Genomic DNA, 16,172 nt, shown 5'->3' on the forward strand with positions numbered 1-16,172 from the left:
AGGAGGAGAACTGAAATGAGCTATACGGCGCCCATCAAGGACATGCTGTTCGTGATGAAAGAACTGGCTGGTCTCGAAGATATCGCGACGCTGCCAGGCTTCGAAGATGCGAACCTCGACACGGCGCAAGCCGTGCTCGACGAATCGGCGAAACTGTGCGGCGAAGTGCTGGCGCCGCTGAATGTGGAAGGCGATCGCAATCCGAGCAGCTGGAAAGACGGTGTGGTCACCGCGACACCCGGTTTCAAGGACGCATTCCGCCAGTTCGGCGAAGGCGGTTGGCAAGGCGTGCAACATCCGGTTGACTACGAAGGCCAGGGCCTGCCCAAGCTGATCGCCACAGCCTGTATCGAGATGCTGAACGCGTCGAACCTGTCGTTCGCGCTGTGCCCGCTGCTCACGGACGGCGCCATCGAGGCGCTGCTCACGGCGGGCAGCGAAGAGCAGAAGCAAACGTACGTGCCCAAGCTGATTTCCGGCGAGTGGACCGGCACGATGAACCTGACCGAGCCGCAAGCCGGCTCCGATCTCGCGCTGGTGCGCACGCGCGCCGAGCCGCAGGGCGATGGTTCGTTCAAGCTGTTCGGCACCAAGATTTTCATCACGTGGGGCGAGCACGATATGGCGAAGAACATCGCCCATCTCGTGCTGGCGCGCACGCCGAATGCACCGGACGGCGTGAAGGGCATTTCGCTCTTCATCGTGCCGAAGTTTCTTATCAACGAAGACGGCTCGCTTGGCGAGCGTAACGACGTGCATTGCGTGTCGATCGAGCACAAGCTCGGCATCAAGGCGAGCCCGACCGCGGTGCTGCAATTCGGCGATCACGGCGGCGCAATCGGTCATCTGATCGGCGAAGAAAATCGCGGCCTCGAGTACATGTTCATCATGATGAACGCAGCGCGTTTCGCGGTGGGCATGCAAGGTGTTGCCGTGTCGGACCGTGCGTATCAGCAAGCGGTGGCGTATGCGAAGGATCGCGTGCAAAGCCGGCCGGTGGATGGCTCCGCGAAACAATCGGTGGCGATCATTCAGCACCCGGACGTGCGCCGCATGCTTGCGACGATGCGTGGTCTCACCGAAGCGTCGCGCGCGTTGGCGTATGTCGCCGCGGCTCACTGCGATATCGCGCATCGTCATCCCGACGAAGCAAAACGTGTTGAGCATCAAGCGATCTACGAATACCTGGTGCCGATCGTGAAGGGCTGGAGCACGGAGTTGTCGATCGACGTGACGAGCCTCGGCGTGCAGGTTCATGGCGGCATGGGTTTCATTGAAGAAACCGGCGCCGCGCAGTACTACCGCGACGCGCGCATTCTGCCGATCTACGAAGGGACGACCGCGATCCAGGCCAACGACCTGATCGGCCGCAAGACCGTGCGCGACGGCGGCAAGGTGGCGAAGGCGCTGCTGGCCGGCGTGGCTGAAACGATCGAGGCGCTCGGCGTGCAGCAAGGCGCTGCGTTTGAATCGATGAAGAAGTATCTGACGCAGGGTCATCGCTCGCTCGCCGCGGCGGTCGATTTCGTTGTCACTAACACGAAGAGCGATCCGAACGCGGTGTTCGCCGGCAGCGTGCCGTATCTGAAGCTGGCGGGCATTGTTCTGGGCGGCTGGCAGATGGCGCGTGCGTTGCTGGTGGCGGCTGAAAAGCGAGCTGAAGATCCGTCGTTCTATGGCGCGAAGATCGCAACCGCGCAGTTTTATGCTGAGCATGTGCTGCCGCTGGCTTCGGCGTTGGAAGCCTCGATCGTTAGCGCGAAGGGTGGAGAGAGTGTGCTGGCGTTGTCGGACGATCAGTTCTGATGTTGCCTTTCTGTCGAGCCAGGTAGCGAAGGCTCGCGCGTAAAAAACAAACGGCGCCTTATTCAAGGCGCCGTTTGTTTTGTCAGACCGGTTTGTCTGCGATGACGAACCGGCGTAACCGCTCGCGAAGCGTTAAAACATTAAACCTTAGGCATAAGCCGGACGATGCGCACCGCCGATCTCGCCGAGATAGCGATGCACCGACAGATCGTCCGCCTTGATGGCCGGTTGCTTGCTCGACATCACGTCGGCCAGCAACTGACCCGAGCCGCACGACATCGTCCAACCCAGCGTGCCGTGACCCGTGTTCAGGAACAGGTTCGGCACAGGGGTGCGGCCGACGATCGGCGTGCCGTCCGGCGTCATCGGACGCAGACCAGTCCAGAAGGTCGCCTTCGACGTATCGCCGCCGCCCGGGAACAGATCGTTCACGCACAGTTCCAGCGTTTCGCGGCGCGCCTGGCGCAACGATTTGTCAAAGCCGACGATCTCCGCCATGCCGCCGACGCGAATCCGGTCGTCGAAGCGCGTGATCGCGATCTTGTACGTTTCGTCGAGCACGGTCGAAATCGGCGCGGATGCTTCGTTGACGATCGGCGCCGTGATCGAATAGCCCTTGAGCGGGTAGACCGGAATCTTCACGAGGCCGGACAGGAACTTGGTCGAATACGAACCGAGCGCGACGACAAACGAATCCGCACGCACCAGTTCATCGCCGCACTGCACGCCGGCGATGCGGTCGCCCGCCATGGCGAGGGAGTCGATCGGCGTGTTGTAGCGGAATTTGACGCCCAGTTGCTCGGCCATCGCGGCGAGGCGAGTGGTGAACATCTGGCAGTCGCCGGTTTCGTCGCCCGGCAGGCGCAGGCCGCCCGTCAGCTTGTGCGACACCGCGGCGAGCGCCGGTTCAGCTTGCGCGAGTTCGGCCGCCGACAGCAGTTCATACGGCACGTTGGCTTCCTGCAGCACCGCGATGTCTTTCGCGGCGCCGTCGAACTGCTGTTGCGTGCGGAACACCTGCAGCGTGCCGCCGGTGCGGCCTTCGTACTGGATGCCGGTTTCGGCGCGCAGCGCTTGCAAACAATCGCGGCTGTATTCGGCGAGGCGGACCATACGGCCCTTGTTCACCGCATAACGCGCCGACGTGCAGTTCTGCAGCATCTGCCACATCCATTGCAACTGGAATTGGGTGCCGTCCAGGCGAATCGCCAGCGGGGCATGTTTCTGGAACATCCACTTGACGGCCTTCAGCGGCACGCCCGGCGCAGCCCACGGCGACGCGTAGCCCGGCGAGATCTGGCCGGCATTGGCAAAGCTGGTTTCGAGCGCCGGGCCGGCCTCGCGGTCGATGACGGTCACTTCATGGCCGGCGCGCGCGAGGTAATAAGCACTCGTCACTCCGACAACGCCACTGCCCAAAACGACGACTCGCATAGCTGCTCCAGGATGTTCAATAAGAGGTCTGAGGACGGTGCGCTCGTCGATTCGTTTGAATTCATTCGATTAACGAGGTGTAACGCTGTTCGCCCAGTGATAACCGCTATACTATTAACAGTCAGGTAGGTTTTGTTATTGTATTTTCAAGATTTTCAGCAAAAACACCATGCGTACACAGCGCCAACCGATCCGGACTCTCGACAAACTCGATCACAAGATTCTGCGGCTCCTGCAGCAGGACGGCCGGATGGCGATGAAAGACCTCGCCGAGCAGGTCGGGCTGTCCGTCACGCCGTGCATCGAACGCGTCAAGCGGATGGAGCGCGACGGCGTGATCACTGGCTACCACGCGCGTGTGAACCCGGCTGAGCTGGGCGCGGCGCTGCTGGTATTTGTCGAGATCACGCTCGATCACAAGAGCGGCAACATGTTCGACCAGTTCCGCCGCGAGGTGCAGAAGATCCCCGAAGTGCTGGAGTGCCACCTCGTCTCGGGCGACTTCGACTATCTGATCAAGGCGCGCATCGGTGAAATGGCCGACTACCGCAAGCTGCTGGGGGACATCCTGCTGCAATTGCCCGGCGCGGTGCAGTCGAAGAGCTACGTGGTCATGGAAGAGATCAAGGAAACGCTGACGATTGCCGTTGGCGATTAGCTCAAGCAGGAGTTGTGTATCCGGGCTCGACAAACGGCGTAAACACTGTATATTTATACAGGTGTTTTGCGCCGTTTTGCTTTTTTGCGTGCTCCAGCCGTGACCGATTCCGACACCCACTCCGCCAACGAATTTCCGATTGCTCCGCCCGCGCCTCGTAAGGGGCGCGGCGCGGTGACGAACCTGCAAGGCCGTTACGAAGTCGACCAGCGTGAAGTGGTGGACGACGGCTGGCTTGCGTCGCCGGAGGAAGACGGTGAACCCAAGGTCTTGCGCACGCAGGTTTTCGAAGAGCGGGCCAAAACCATTCTTACGCGCAATGCGTCGCCGGATATTCCGTTCAGCGTGTCGCTCAATCCGTATCGCGGCTGCGAACATGGGTGCATCTACTGCTTCGCGCGGCCCACGCATAGTTATCTGGGGCTGTCGCCGGGGCTCGACTTCGAAAGCCGCATCTACGCGAAGATCAATGCGCCTGAGTTGCTCGAGCGCGAGCTGTCGAAGAAGTCCTATGTGCCGGAGCCGATCGCGCTCGGCGTCAATACCGACGCCTGGCAACCTGTCGAGCGCGATTTGCGGCTTACGCGGCGCGTGGTCGAAGTGCTCAGTGAGCGCGGACAACCTTTCGCGGCGATCACCAAATCGTCGCTAATCGAGCGGGATATCGATCTGCTCGCGCCTATGGCGGCGCGCGGGCAGTTCATGGCAGCGATCACCATCACCACGCTGGACGCCGATATCGCGCGCACGCTCGAGCCGCGTGCGGCCACGCCGTCGCGGCGGTTGCGCACGATCCGTACGTTGAGCGAGGCGGGTATTCCTGTTGGTGTCAGCATCGCGCCGGTGATTCCGTTCGTCACCGAGCCGGATATGGAGCGCGTGCTGGAAGCGTGCGCAGAGGCAGGCGCAAGCAATGCCAGCTACATCGTGCTGCGTTTGCCGTGGGAGGTGGCACCGCTATTCAAGGATTGGCTCGCGGCGCATTTCCCCGATCGGGCTGACCGGGTGATGAGCCGCGTGCGCGATATGCGGGGCGGGAAGGACTACGACTCGAACTTCGCCACTCGAATGAAGGGGGAGGGTTTGTGGGCGGACTTGCTGAAGCAGCGCTTCCACAATGCTGTGCGCCGGCTTGGGTTAAATCGGCGCGACCGCGGCATTCTGGATATGTCGCACTTTCGCCGGGTTGAGCCGGTGCGCGCTGAACCTTCGCCGCACGACAATCCCCAATTGAGGCTGTTTTAGCGCGGCGCGCAGTGGGTCATTGCGACAGTGCTTTGGCGGCCTGAACCTGACCTTCGAAGTAAGTCTGGAACGAGATCGCGAGGCCCGTCATCAGCAGGAACGCGCCGATCAGCAGTGAAAAGATCACGATGAAAATGACGGTCCAGCCAGAGCGGCTTTTGCGCTGGGTTTGTGCGTTGAACTGCGCGTCCCATTTTTCATCCGGACGCAGGCCGTAGACGATCGCGGCCAGAAAAGCGGAGAGCAGCGAAACGGCGCCGAAAAACGCGAGCACCCAGCCGAGCATCGAGGCTCGTTCACTCGCCACCACCAGCATGGCGCCTGGAATCCCGATCAGCGTGCCGAGCAGGTGCGCCCAGCCGTAGATGTCGCGCAAGCCGTACAAATAGAAGCGGTGTGCGCCGATGCTGCCGAAGAAGAAGGCCAGCGCTGCGGTAATCGTCTTGGATCTGAAATGCGAGGAAGTCGAAGCAAGGGTGGACATGTAGGCGAGGGCAAAGTGACAACAGGCTATCGGAAGGAGCAGGGCGCCGGTGGGCGGGCCGACGCGCATTCTACGCCACGTCGCGTTCACGGCTAAGGCTAAGGCGCCGAATAGGTCACGCGATAGACCGCGCCGGCGTAGTCGTCGCTGATCAGGAGCGAGCCGTCAGGCATTGGTTGCACGTCGGCGGGGCGGCCCCATACTGATTCGCCTGGCTGGAGCCAGCCTTCGGCAAAGACTTCCTGGCGCGCGTTGCTGCCGTCCGGGTTGGTGATCACTCGCACGACGCGGTAGCCGACCTTTTTGCTGCGATTCCACGAGCCGTGTTCGGCAATAAAAATATTGTTGCGATAAGCGGCCGGGAACATCGAGCCGCTGTAAAAACGCATGCCGATCGCGGCGACGTGCGCGCCGAGTTTGACAACCGGCGGCGTGAAGGCGCTGCATGGATGGTCTTTGCCGAACTCGGGGTCGGGCGTGTCGCCGCCGTGGCAGTACGGAAAGCCGAAATCCATGCCGGCACGCGGCGCGCGGTTGAGTTTGTCGTCCGGTACGTCGTCGCCCATCAGGTCGCGGCCGTTGTCGGTGAACCACAACTCATGCGTCGCCGGATGCCACGCGAAACCGACGGTGTTGCGAATGCCGCGCGCCACGACTTCATAATGGCTGCCGTCCGGGTCCATGCGGCCGATCATCCCAAAGCGGTCGCGGTCTTTCAGGCAGACGTTGCAGGGCGCACCTTGCGGCACGTACAGCTTGCCATCCGGGCCGAAAGCGATGAATTTCCAGCCATGATGGGTCTCTGTCGGCAGTGAGTCGGTGATCACGACCGGCTTGGGCGGGTCATTCAGATGGGCGTCGATCGCGTCGAAGCGTAAAATTTTCGACACTGCGGAGACGTACAGCGTGCCATCCCGCCACGCCACGCCCGCCGGCGTTTCCAGGCCGGAGGCGATTACGTGGCGGGCCGTGACGCGCCCATTCTGCAATTCGAGCGCGTAGACGTGGCCGTCGAGGCTGCCTATATAAACAATGCCCTTCGGTGAGATCGCCATGGCTCGCGCGCTCGGTACGGCGTCCGAGAGGACCTCGATGTGGAAGCCGGGCGGCAGTTTGATGCGCTCGACCGGCAGCGCGGCCAGCACCGGCAGGGCCGTGGCGGCGAGCAACAACGCTGCGCTTGCTCGCAGGGCTTGAGCGCGGGCGGCGCGCAAAAAGCCTGTAATCGGCGAAAAGCCGGCAGCTCGCCGAAAGACGGCGCGTGAAGCGAAAAAAAACGCAGCTGGCGGCAGGAGTTTCACGGGCGTTCCGTCAGGTAATTCGGGCGTTTCGGCGTGTTTCGAGGGCTTGGCCTGTATGGCCGGCACAACCCCGTCGTGCAGTTTATCCCGGTAAGTGTTTGTTATGGCGTCGGTTTCCCGCTATAATCGCGTGTTTCAGTCGTTCCGAACCCCGGTTTTCAAGGATTCTAGTATGGTCATCATCCGCTTGGCTCGTGGCGGCTCCAAGAAGCGCCCGTTCTACAACATCGTCGCAACCGATTCGCGTAACCGTCGTGACGGCCGCTTCATCGAACGCGTTGGCTTCTACAACCCGGTCGCTACGAAGGGTGAGTCGCTGCGTATCGCTCAAGATCGCCTGACGTACTGGCAAGGTGTTGGCGCACAACTGTCGCCGACCGTTCAGCGTCTCGTGAAAGAAGCGCAAAAGGCGCAGCCGGCTGCTTAATGGTAGCTAGCAAGCGTATCGTCGTCGGTTCGGCCGGCGGCTCGCGCAGCTTGCGTGAGCAGTCCGATGCGCGAGTTTTGCTGAAGCAGACGTCGAAGTTGGCAGCGAGGTTCTCTTATGTCTGAACGTGATTCCGGCAATTCAGGTCGCGTAAAGGCAAAAGCGGCAGCCCCGCGCGCGAAGACGTCTGGTCAGGCGCCGTTCGGTGCATTCGTCCGCAAGCCGGCCGAAGTGGCCGAAGGGCAGGCGAAAGCCAAAGTTGTAAACGCCGCTTCCAGCGCAGCAGAAATGCGAGCGGAAACGGTGGAAAGCTGGCCGGCCGATGCGGTCGAGGTCGGTGCAATCGTCGACGCTTACGGCCTCAAAGGCTGGGTCAAGGTAGCCGCGCATGCGGATGCCGGCCACGGCGGAGACGCATTGCTAAGCGCGAAGCGCTGGTGGTTGCTGAAAGGCCACGAGCGCAAGTCGGCGCCGTCATTACAGGCAAAAACGCATAGCGACAGTATCGTTGCTCATCTGGGCGGCGTAGCTGACCGCGATGTGGCACTGGCACTGCGCGGCACGCGCGTTTATATCAGCCGCAGCGAATTTCCGGCCCTCGGGGCCGACGAATTCTACTGGGTCGACCTGCTCGGCCTGGATGTGGTGAACGTTGCCGGGGTCCACCTCGGCAAGGTTGCAGACATGATCGACAACGGTGCGCACTCGGTGTTGCGCATCGAATATCCGGATACCGACAAAAGCGGCAAGCCGGTCACCGGCGAGCGTTTGATCCCGTTCGTCGGCGTCTTTGTCAAAACGGTGGATCAGGCGGCGAAGCAGATCATCGTCGACTGGGAAACCGATTACTAAATAACTCGCTGACTGGAGAGAGCGATGCAGTTCGATGTCGTGACGCTCTTTCCTGACATGTTTCGTGCGCTGACCGACTGGGGTATCACCAGCCGTGCGGCGAAGCAGGAGCGCTACGGGTTGCGCACGTGGAATCCACGCGATTTCACTACCGACAACTACCGCACAATCGACGATCGCCCCTACGGCGGCGGCCCCGGCATGGTGATGCTGGCCAAGCCCCTGGAAGACGCGATCGGCGCGGCGAAAGCAGCGCAGGCGGAGCAGGGCATCGGCGCGTCGCGCGTCGTGATGATGTCGCCGCAAGGCGCCACGCTGAATCACGATCGTGTCATGCAGTTCGCGGCCGAGCCCGGTCTGATCCTGTTGTGCGGGCGCTATGAAGCGATCGATCAGCGTTTGCTCGACCGTGTCGTCGACGAAGAGGTCAGTCTCGGCGACTTCGTGCTGTCAGGCGGCGAATTGCCGGCGATGGCGTTGATGGATGCCGTGGTTCGTCAGTTGCCCGGCGTACTGAACGACTCGCAATCGGCGGTGCAGGACAGTTTCGTCGACGTGCTGCTGGATTGTCCGCATTACACGCGTCCGGAGGAATACGACGGCGTGCGTGTGCCTGATGTGCTGCTTGGCGGCCATCATGCGGAAATCGAAGCGTGGCGTCGGCGTGAAGCCTTGCGCAACACGTTGAACAAACGGCCCGATCTGATCGTGAAGGCCAGAAAGAACAAGATGTTGAGCCGTGCCGACGAGGCATGGCTTACGAGTCTCGCGAAGGAAGTGTCGAAGGCGTAAGGCCTTGGGCTTTCGAGCGGACATAGGCGGTGCCGCGCATGCGTGTACGGCGCCAGATGTGAACCCATCCTCTATCGGGGCCGTAGCCGAGCAGTTTTCTGTGAGGCAGGTACGAACGCCGACAAGATGGACCTAGGAGTCAGTGATGAATCTGATTGCAATACTCGAGCAGGAAGAAATTGGCCGCGCCCTCGGCGAGAAGACCATCCCCGAATTCGCCCCCGGCGATACGGTGATCGTCAGCGTGAACGTGGTTGAAGGTACGCGTAAGCGTGTTCAGGCTTACGAAGGCGTCGTGATCGCCAAGCGTAACCGTGGTCTGAATTCGTCGTTCATCGTCCGCAAGATTTCGTCGGGCGAAGGCGTCGAGCGTACGTTCCAGACGTACTCGCCGCTGCTGGCAAGCATCGTCGTGAAGCGTCGTGGCGATGTGCGTCGTGCGAAGCTGTACTACCTGCGCGACCGTTCGGGCAAGTCGGCTCGGATCAAGGAAAAGCTGGTCGCCAAGAAAGACCGCGCTGCTCCGGAAGCGTAAAAGCTGTAAGAAAAAGCACCCCTCGCGGGTGCTTTTTTGTTTGCCAGGTCAAAATAGCGGAATGTCCCCTAACCGCTCATTCCGAGAGACCCGTTGATCCGCCCCGCCTTTGAGCCTGAAACTCTACCTGTCGAAGCGACGGGTGCCGATCTGCCACCGGTGGTTGCCGGGCGCCTGACGCCCGACGGTCTGCGTGCGCGCTTCGAGCAGCGTCTGAGTTGGACGCCTGAGCCGATTATCGAAGCACCGTGGCGCGATACGCACGTCGATCCGCGCGTTGCCGCCGTGCTGGTGCCGCTGGTCGTGCGCGACAACGGCCTCACTGTCCTCCTGACTCAACGTGCCGACCATCTGAACGACCACGCCGGCCAGGTGAGTTTTCCCGGCGGCCGTCATGAACCGTTCGACGCGGATGCAACCGCCACGGCGTTGCGCGAGGCACAGGAAGAGGTCGGTCTCGATCCGTCGCGCGTTGAAATTCTCGGTGCGTTGCCCGACTATCTGACGGGCACCGGTTTTCGGGTGACGCCCGTGATCGGTCTGGTGCATCCGCCCTTCACGTTGAAAGCAGATGCGCTCGAAGTGGCCGAAGTCTTCGAAGTACCGCTCGCTTTCCTGATGAACCCTGCGCATCACGAAGAGCGCGTGTTTCGTTACGAAGGCGGCCAGCGCCGCTTTTTCGCCATGCCCTATCCGCGGGCCGAGTCGGCGGAAGCTGCGGACCGCGAGGGGCAGGTGGGTGGCCACTATTTCATCTGGGGCGCGACGGCGGCGATGCTGCGCAACTTTTATCGCTTTCTCGCGGCTTGAATCGCCTCGGGTTGTGCACTTGTTGGGTGTTTGTCAACGTCCGTGCTCAGTGGCATCCGACCCTGTGCTATCGTTATAAAACAATCGTAAAAACTCGAAAAGCACGGCGCACCGCATGACTTTTTTCTCCGTATTGCTGGCTCTGATTATTGAACAGGTCCGCGCGCTGTCGCTGAACAATCCGGTGGCGGCATTGCTTCAATACCATGCGGAGTCGGCGGCGCACGGATTCGATGCCGGCAAGCCCAAGCACGGCTTGCTCGCGTGGCTGGTGGTGGTGGTGCCCTGGACGCTGGCCGTCGCGCTCATCTACTACGTGCTGTATCACATTCACTTCGCGCTGGCGTTCCTGTGGAACGTCGCGGTGCTGTACTTCACGCTCGGCTTCCGGCAGTTCAGCCATTACTTCACGGACATCCACCTCGCGTTGAACAACGATGACGTCCCGCGTGCGCGTGAAATCCTGAATGAATGGACCGGGCTCGATACCGTGGATATGCCCGTCAGCGAGATCGTGCGTCATACGCTGATTCACGCGGTGGTCGCCTCGCATCGGCATGTGTTCGGCGTGTTCTTCTGGTTTTTGATTCCGGTCGGACCGGCGGGCGCGGTGCTGTATCGCATCGCCGAGTATCTGGCGCGCACGTGGGCACGGCCGGTCGACGATCGCACCGCGGCGTTTTCGAGCTTCGCGCAACGTGCTTTCTTCGTGATCGACTGGGTGCCGGCGCGGCTCACATCGCTGGGCTTTGCGATTGTCGGCAATTTCGAAGACGCGATTTATGCATGGCGCAATCACGCGCGTCAGTGGCCGGATGCGAACGACGGCGTGTTGCTGGCTGCGGGAAGCGGCGCGTTGGGCGCGCGATTGAGCGGACCGCTTGCCGAACCCTCGAGCCTCGATGCGCTGACCACGGGCGACGGCGGCCCGATGCAAGTCGGCGACGACTGCACGCCGCGTACGCTGCAATCGGCTGTGGGTCTTGTGTGGCGTGCGGTGGTGCTATGGATGATTTTGCTGTTGATGCTGACGATCGCGGTGTGGCTTGCCTGATGCAGCTCGCTTGAATCAGCGCGCAAATAACGCAACGCAGAAAAAAGCCGGGTCATGAGAACCCGGCTTTTTTATTGCCCACGGCACGGCGGTTTTACCGCGCCGCACCTGAGTCTCAACCCCTTCACCCATCCAGCGGATCCCGCGCCGTCCCACACTGCCAACACACCGTGAACTGCGCCTCAAGCGTCTCCCCGCACTGACGGCATCGCCACGAAGGCGACCCCGCAGCCGGGCCATGCGAAGCCGCATCGATCAACCGCCGTGCCATCACCTCATCGCGCTCATCCACAAGCCACAGCTCCGGCGCGCACTGATCCGCCGGAATATCGCCGAGCGCGCCGTTCAGATAGCGGTTGTGCAACTCGCAAGCGATGCCCGCCGTCTCCAGCACATTGACCCAATGCTGTCCGATGATCAGATTCGGCGCGCGCATCAATTTCATCGTGAATCCATGGTTTGACAGCGGCGCGCGTTAGCGCACGATCTGGCTGGCTTCGTGCACCAGTTGTGCATACAGGGCATGCCGTTCGCGCCGGATGCGGCCATCGGCGACCGCTTCGAGGATCGCGCAGCCCGGCTCCTGCAAGTGATGGCAGTTGTAGAAGCGGCAGTTCGGCAGCAACGGCCGGAACTCGGGAAACGCGCGTTCGAGCCGGCCTTCGGTCAGATGGTGCAGGCCGAATTCCTGGAAGCCCGGCGAATCGATTAACGCACCGCCGTCGGCGCCAGGCAAAGGGTAGAGCCGCGTGAACGTGGTGGTGTGCCGGCCGCTGTTCAACGCGGTCGAGATCTCGCGCGTCGCGACTTCGGCATCCGGAATCAGCAGATTCACCAACGTCGATTTGCCCATGCCGGACTGGCCGAGCAGCAGCGTCGAGTGACCTTGCAGATGCTCGAGCAAAGCTGGGTGCGCGGCGTCAGGCTGCGTCTTGATCGACACTTCGACCACGGTGTAGCCGAGCGCGCGGTACGGCTCGAGCCGCTTACGCGCGCCCTCCAGCGCGCCGGTCACGTCGATTTTGTTCAGCACGATCAACGGCTTCAACTCGTTTGCCTCAGCGGCGACCAGCGCGCGGCCGAGCAGGTCTTCGCTGAAATGCGGCTCGGTTGCCAGCACGATCAGCAGCTGGTCGAGATTCGCGGCGAAGAGTTTCGACTTGTACTGATCCGAGCGATACAGCAGATTGCGCCGCTCGCCGATCTCGACGATCACACCCTGGTCCGCCGAAGTCGGTTCGTAAATCACGCGGTCGCCAACCGCCACTTCGCTGCGCTTGCCGCGCGGGAAGCATTGAAGCATTGGACTGCCGTCTTCCGGCGCGACCAGGTAGTGTCGCCCGTGAGCGGCAATCACCAGGCCGCCTACGCGCGTGCTGGACGGCGCGCGCGGCGCTTTCGGGGAGCGGCCGCTCATGCGTGCCGCAACAGGCGGTCGATCCGCTGCGACGCCGGCGGATGCGAGTAATAGAACGCGGTGTAGAGCGGATCGGGCGTCAGGGTCGACGCGTTGTCCTCGTACAGCTTGACGAGCGCGTTGACGAGGTCTTGCGCATCGGTTTGCGTCGCGGCGAAGGCATCGGCCTCGAACTCGTGCTTGCGTGAGCTCAAGCTGCCGAGCGGCGTGACGAAGAACAGGAACACCGGCAGCGCGAGGAAGAACAGCACCAGCGCGAGGCCGCTATTGCCGCCGATCAGCGACGGCCGCACGCCCAGTCCTTCATAGAACCAGACGCATTGCGTCAGCCAGCCGAGCAGGGCGAGCATCACGAGGCTGAGCGCGAACATGACGACCATCCGCTTGATCACGTGACGGCGCTTGAAGTGGCCGAGTTCGTGCGCGAGCACCGCTTCGATCTCGTTGCCCGACAGGCGCGCGAGCAGCGTGTCGAAGAATACGATCCGTTTGGCCGCGCCGAAGCCGGTGAAATACGCATTGCCGTGTGCCGAACGGCGGCTGCCGTCCATCACGAACAGGCCTTTGGCGGCGAACCCGCAGCGCTTCATCAGCGCTTCGATGCGGCTTTTCAGCGCCTCGTCCTTGAGCGGCTCGAACTTGTTGAAGAGCGGCGCGATAAACGACGGATACAGGACCAGCACGAGCAACTGGAACGCGACCCAGACGATCCACGTCCACAGCCACCACAGGCTGCCCGCCTGGTTCATCAGCCACAGCACGACGAACAGCAGCGGCAGGCCGAACGCCGCGCCGAGCAGGACGCCCTTGAGACGGTCGAGGAAGAAAATGCCCTTGCTCATGCGGTTGAAGCCGAAGCGTTGCTCGACCACGAATTGCCGGTAGTACTCGAACGGCAGATCGATCACGCTGGTGATCGCGATCACCGCCGCGACCAGGGCGATCTGACCGGTGTAGCCGCGGCCCAGCCAGTCGGAGATCGCCAGATCGAGCGCCTGCACGCCGCCCAGCAACGTGAGCCCGATCAGCACAGCCGCGCCGACGACGATCTCGATCATGGTGAGGCGTGTGCGTTCGACGGTGTAATCGGCGGCGCGCTGGTGCGCGGTGAGCGCGATGGTGCCGGCAAACTGGCTCGGCACCTGCTCGCGATGGCCGGCGACGAAGCGGATCTGCCGCGACGCGAGCCACAGCTTGGTGCCGACCATCGCCACGACGGCGACGACGAACAGAACAGTGAAGTACAGGGTAGGCATCCGGGGATTCCGTGGTATCTATGCGAGAATTATATGTTTCTTCCCGCCTGGCGGCGGGGGGATAAGATCAAACCCGGCTTTAACCAATCTCATACGAACATTCGCCGCGGCAAGCGCGCTTCCGGAGAAGCCGTCTGCGCGGCCATCAGGGCTGCCTTCATGACTGACATCCTCGCCTCCACCGAACAGCCGCCGCTCGTACGCAGCGACATGAATCTCGTCTGGCTGGACATGGAAATGACCGGGCTCGAGCCGGACACCGACCGCATCATCGAAATCGCGGTGGTCGTGACGAATTCGACGCTCGACCGCCTGGTCGAAGGGCCGGTGCTGGCGATTCATCAGAGCGACGAAACGCTCGCCAAAATGGATCAGTGGAACCAGAACACGCATGGCCGCTCGGGGCTGATCGACCGCGTGAAGGCGTCGACGGTGAGCGAGGCCGACGCTACCGAACAGATTCGCGAATTTCTTGGCGCTTATGTTCCGCCGGGCAAATCGCCGATGTGCGGCAACTCGATCTGCCAGGACCGCCGCTTCATGGCGCGCTGGATGCCGGATCTGGAACGCTTCTTCCATTACCGCAATCTCGACGTCAGCACGCTGAAGGAATTGTGCCGCCGCTGGCAGCCGGCGATCTACAAGGGTTTCCAGAAACGCGCCATGCACACGGCGCTGGCCGACATCCATGAATCGATCGACGAGCTGAAGTACTACCGCGAGCACTTCCTGATTCCGACGGCGCCGGAAGCGCCGGCGGCGGAGTAACGCAGCCGCGGCTGTAGCTGCGGCGGTTGCGCTGTTAGTGGAGTAACGTCGCCGCGGCTTTGAACTCAACCCTGCCGGGGGGCGCGCACCGCGTTCTTCGGCCGGAACGCCTTCACCACGTCGGCGTTCGTTTCCACATACGGGCCGCCGATCAGGTCGATGCAGTAAGGCACCGCGGCGAAAATCCCCGGCACCTTCACGGCGCCGCCCGCGTCCGCGTCACGCAAGCCTTCCAGCGTTTCCTTGATCGACTTCGGCTGCCCCGGCAGGTTGACGATCAGCGCCGCGTGATCCGCGGTTTCGCGGATCACCGCCACCTGGCGCGACAGAATCGCGGTCGGCACGAAATTCAGGCTGATTTGCCGCATCTGCTCGCCGAAACCCGGCATTTCCTTGGTCGCTACCGCCAAAGTCGCTTCTGGCGTCACGTCGCGGCGCGACGGGCCGGTGCCACCGGTGGTCAGCACCAGATCGCAAGCCACTTCGTCGACCAGTTCGATCAGCGTGGCGGAAATGGTGGGCGCATCGTCCTGAATCAGGCGGGTGACCACCTGGAACGGCGAGGTCAGGGCGGCGCCGAGCCATTCTTGCAGCGCCGGAATGCCTTTATCCTCGTAGACGCCTGTCGACGCGCGATCGCTGATCGACACGAGGCCGATCACGATTTCGTCCGGATGATTACGGACCAGATTACGCGCCGGCTTATTCGTCGCGGTCGTCATCGTCGTCTTCCAGCGCGTCTTCTGCATCGGAATCGGTCTCGGCAGACGGGCCGTCGGCGTTCTTGATCCACTGGAACAACTCGCGGAAATAGCGCGGCGGCTTGCTTTGCTGCGCTTCCTTGCGGGCGTTGCGGATCAGCGTGCGGCCCTGCTGCGGATCGGCGTTCGGGTGCTGGCGGATGAATTCGGTCAGCGCGGCGTCGTCGGCGAGCAGTTTCTCGCGGGTGCGCTCGATCCAGTGCAGCTTGGCCGTTTCCGCCTTGTTGACGCCGTTATAGGTGTCGAGCGCGGTGCGCAGGGCGGCGGTTTCCTCGTCCAGCAGCGAGCGCATCACGCGCCCGACGTACTGCACCTGGCGGCGCTTGCCTTCGTGATCGGTGATGCGGCGCGCTTCGCGGACGGCGTCGTCGAGCTTTTCGGGCATCGGCATGCGCTTGAGCGCGTCTTTCGGCAGGGCGATCAGCGCCGCGCCCAGTTCCTGCAGCTCGTGCATTTCGCGTTTGAGCTGGGACTTGCTGGGGCGGTCGTAGCCGTTCTCGTCGACTTCCGGCTCGGCGGATTCGATGGGTTGAATGCGGGTTTTGCGTGTCATACCGATATTGTAGCGTGCC

Annotated in this window: 18 protein-coding genes; 10 read left to right on the plus strand and 8 right to left on the minus strand. The window is 62.2% G+C overall.

Features of this window, described 5'->3' with window-relative positions; all coding sequences use genetic code 11:
* Positions 1 to 15: 15 nt before the first annotated feature.
* A complete protein-coding gene (locus tag KHO30_RS21280) occupies positions 16 to 1,806 on the plus strand; it encodes an acyl-CoA dehydrogenase (protein WP_211702188.1) in 1,791 nt (596 codons plus the stop codon).
* 147 nt (positions 1,807 to 1,953) lie between these two features.
* On the opposite strand, the gene KHO30_RS21285 is transcribed toward KHO30_RS21280, so the two are convergent.
* Positions 1,954 to 3,240, minus strand: a complete 1,287-nt coding sequence (locus tag KHO30_RS21285; protein ID WP_200623000.1) for a D-amino acid dehydrogenase — start codon at positions 3,238 to 3,240, stop codon at positions 1,954 to 1,956.
* A 169-nt stretch (positions 3,241 to 3,409) separates the two neighbouring features.
* On the opposite strand from KHO30_RS21285, the gene KHO30_RS21290 reads away from it, so the two are divergent.
* Positions 3,410 to 3,898, plus strand: a complete 489-nt coding sequence (locus KHO30_RS21290; protein WP_211702191.1) for an Lrp/AsnC ligand binding domain-containing protein — start codon at positions 3,410 to 3,412, stop codon at positions 3,896 to 3,898.
* A gap of 99 nt (positions 3,899 to 3,997) precedes the next feature.
* The gene (locus KHO30_RS21295; RefSeq protein WP_093640632.1) at positions 3,998 to 5,143 is read left to right on the plus strand and encodes a PA0069 family radical SAM protein; all 1,146 of its coding nucleotides are present in this window, start codon (positions 3,998 to 4,000) and stop codon (positions 5,141 to 5,143) included.
* A gap of 16 nt (positions 5,144 to 5,159) precedes the next feature.
* On the opposite strand, the gene KHO30_RS21300 is transcribed toward KHO30_RS21295, so the two are convergent.
* Positions 5,160 to 5,627 (minus strand): NINE protein, encoded by a 468-nt coding sequence (locus tag KHO30_RS21300; RefSeq protein ID WP_093640629.1) that lies wholly within the window; start codon positions 5,625 to 5,627, stop codon positions 5,160 to 5,162.
* A 98-nt stretch (positions 5,628 to 5,725) separates the two neighbouring features.
* Positions 5,726 to 6,928, minus strand: a complete 1,203-nt coding sequence (locus KHO30_RS21305) for a PQQ-dependent sugar dehydrogenase (protein ID WP_425312911.1) — start codon at positions 6,926 to 6,928, stop codon at positions 5,726 to 5,728.
* 172 nt (positions 6,929 to 7,100) lie between these two features.
* On the opposite strand from KHO30_RS21305, the gene rpsP reads away from it, so the two are divergent.
* From rpsP to KHO30_RS21335, 6 genes are all read left to right on the plus strand, one after another.
* On the plus strand, positions 7,101 to 7,355 hold the full coding sequence (rpsP, locus tag KHO30_RS21310) for a 30S ribosomal protein S16 (protein ID WP_006476550.1): 255 nt from the start codon (positions 7,101 to 7,103) through the stop codon (positions 7,353 to 7,355).
* 117 nt (positions 7,356 to 7,472) lie between these two features.
* Positions 7,473 to 8,207, plus strand: coding sequence for a ribosome maturation factor RimM (gene rimM, locus KHO30_RS21315; protein WP_211702194.1), 735 nt, complete (start codon positions 7,473 to 7,475; stop codon positions 8,205 to 8,207).
* 24 nt (positions 8,208 to 8,231) lie between these two features.
* Positions 8,232 to 8,999 carry a tRNA (guanosine(37)-N1)-methyltransferase TrmD gene (trmD, locus tag KHO30_RS21320; RefSeq protein WP_054036120.1) on the plus strand — a complete coding sequence of 256 codons (768 nt, stop codon included), beginning with the start codon at positions 8,232 to 8,234 and terminating at the stop codon, positions 8,997 to 8,999.
* Between the two features lie 145 nt (positions 9,000 to 9,144).
* Positions 9,145 to 9,534: a 50S ribosomal protein L19 gene (rplS, locus tag KHO30_RS21325; RefSeq protein WP_012433948.1), complete on the plus strand. Its 390-nt coding sequence runs from the start codon at positions 9,145 to 9,147 to the stop codon at positions 9,532 to 9,534.
* Between the two features lie 93 nt (positions 9,535 to 9,627).
* A complete protein-coding gene (locus tag KHO30_RS21330; RefSeq protein WP_200621393.1) occupies positions 9,628 to 10,344 on the plus strand; it encodes a CoA pyrophosphatase in 717 nt (238 codons plus the stop codon).
* 115 nt (positions 10,345 to 10,459) lie between these two features.
* Positions 10,460 to 11,398 carry a CobD/CbiB family protein gene (locus KHO30_RS21335; RefSeq protein ID WP_093640616.1) on the plus strand — a complete coding sequence of 313 codons (939 nt, stop codon included), beginning with the start codon at positions 10,460 to 10,462 and terminating at the stop codon, positions 11,396 to 11,398.
* Between the two features lie 124 nt (positions 11,399 to 11,522).
* Here KHO30_RS21335 and KHO30_RS21340 read toward each other — a convergent pair whose 3' ends face one another.
* From KHO30_RS21340 to KHO30_RS21350, 3 genes are read right to left on the minus strand one after another with little or no spacing between them, the layout of a single operon-like run.
* Positions 11,523 to 11,843, minus strand: a complete 321-nt coding sequence (locus tag KHO30_RS21340) for a putative signal transducing protein (protein ID WP_093640613.1) — start codon at positions 11,841 to 11,843, stop codon at positions 11,523 to 11,525.
* Positions 11,844 to 11,873: 30 nt separating this feature from the next.
* Positions 11,874 to 12,815 (minus strand): ribosome small subunit-dependent GTPase A, encoded by a 942-nt coding sequence (gene rsgA, locus KHO30_RS21345; RefSeq protein WP_211702197.1) that lies wholly within the window; start codon positions 12,813 to 12,815, stop codon positions 11,874 to 11,876.
* Complete coding sequence (locus KHO30_RS21350) at positions 12,812 to 14,071, minus strand: M48 family metallopeptidase (protein ID WP_211702199.1); 1,260 nt, start codon at positions 14,069 to 14,071, stop codon at positions 12,812 to 12,814. Before KHO30_RS21350 ends, rsgA begins: the two co-directional genes overlap by 4 nt.
* 159 nt (positions 14,072 to 14,230) lie before the next feature.
* On the opposite strand from KHO30_RS21350, the gene orn reads away from it, so the two are divergent.
* Positions 14,231 to 14,839, plus strand: coding sequence for an oligoribonuclease (orn, locus tag KHO30_RS21355; RefSeq protein ID WP_200653471.1), 609 nt, complete (start codon positions 14,231 to 14,233; stop codon positions 14,837 to 14,839).
* A 65-nt stretch (positions 14,840 to 14,904) separates the two neighbouring features.
* Here the strand turns inward: orn and mog are convergent, their stop codons facing one another.
* A complete protein-coding gene (gene mog / locus KHO30_RS21360; protein ID WP_211702202.1) occupies positions 14,905 to 15,561 on the minus strand; it encodes a molybdopterin adenylyltransferase in 657 nt (218 codons plus the stop codon).
* Complete coding sequence (gene yjgA, locus KHO30_RS21365) at positions 15,542 to 16,153, minus strand: ribosome biogenesis factor YjgA (RefSeq protein WP_211702414.1); 612 nt, start codon at positions 16,151 to 16,153, stop codon at positions 15,542 to 15,544. The genes mog and yjgA overlap by 20 nt, the downstream gene beginning before the upstream one ends.
* Positions 16,154 to 16,172: the final 19 nt, after the last annotated feature.

It is taken from the genome of Paraburkholderia aspalathi, from assembly GCF_905220735.1.
In the GTDB taxonomy this organism is placed as follows: Bacteria; Pseudomonadota; Gammaproteobacteria; order Burkholderiales; family Burkholderiaceae; genus Paraburkholderia; species Paraburkholderia aspalathi.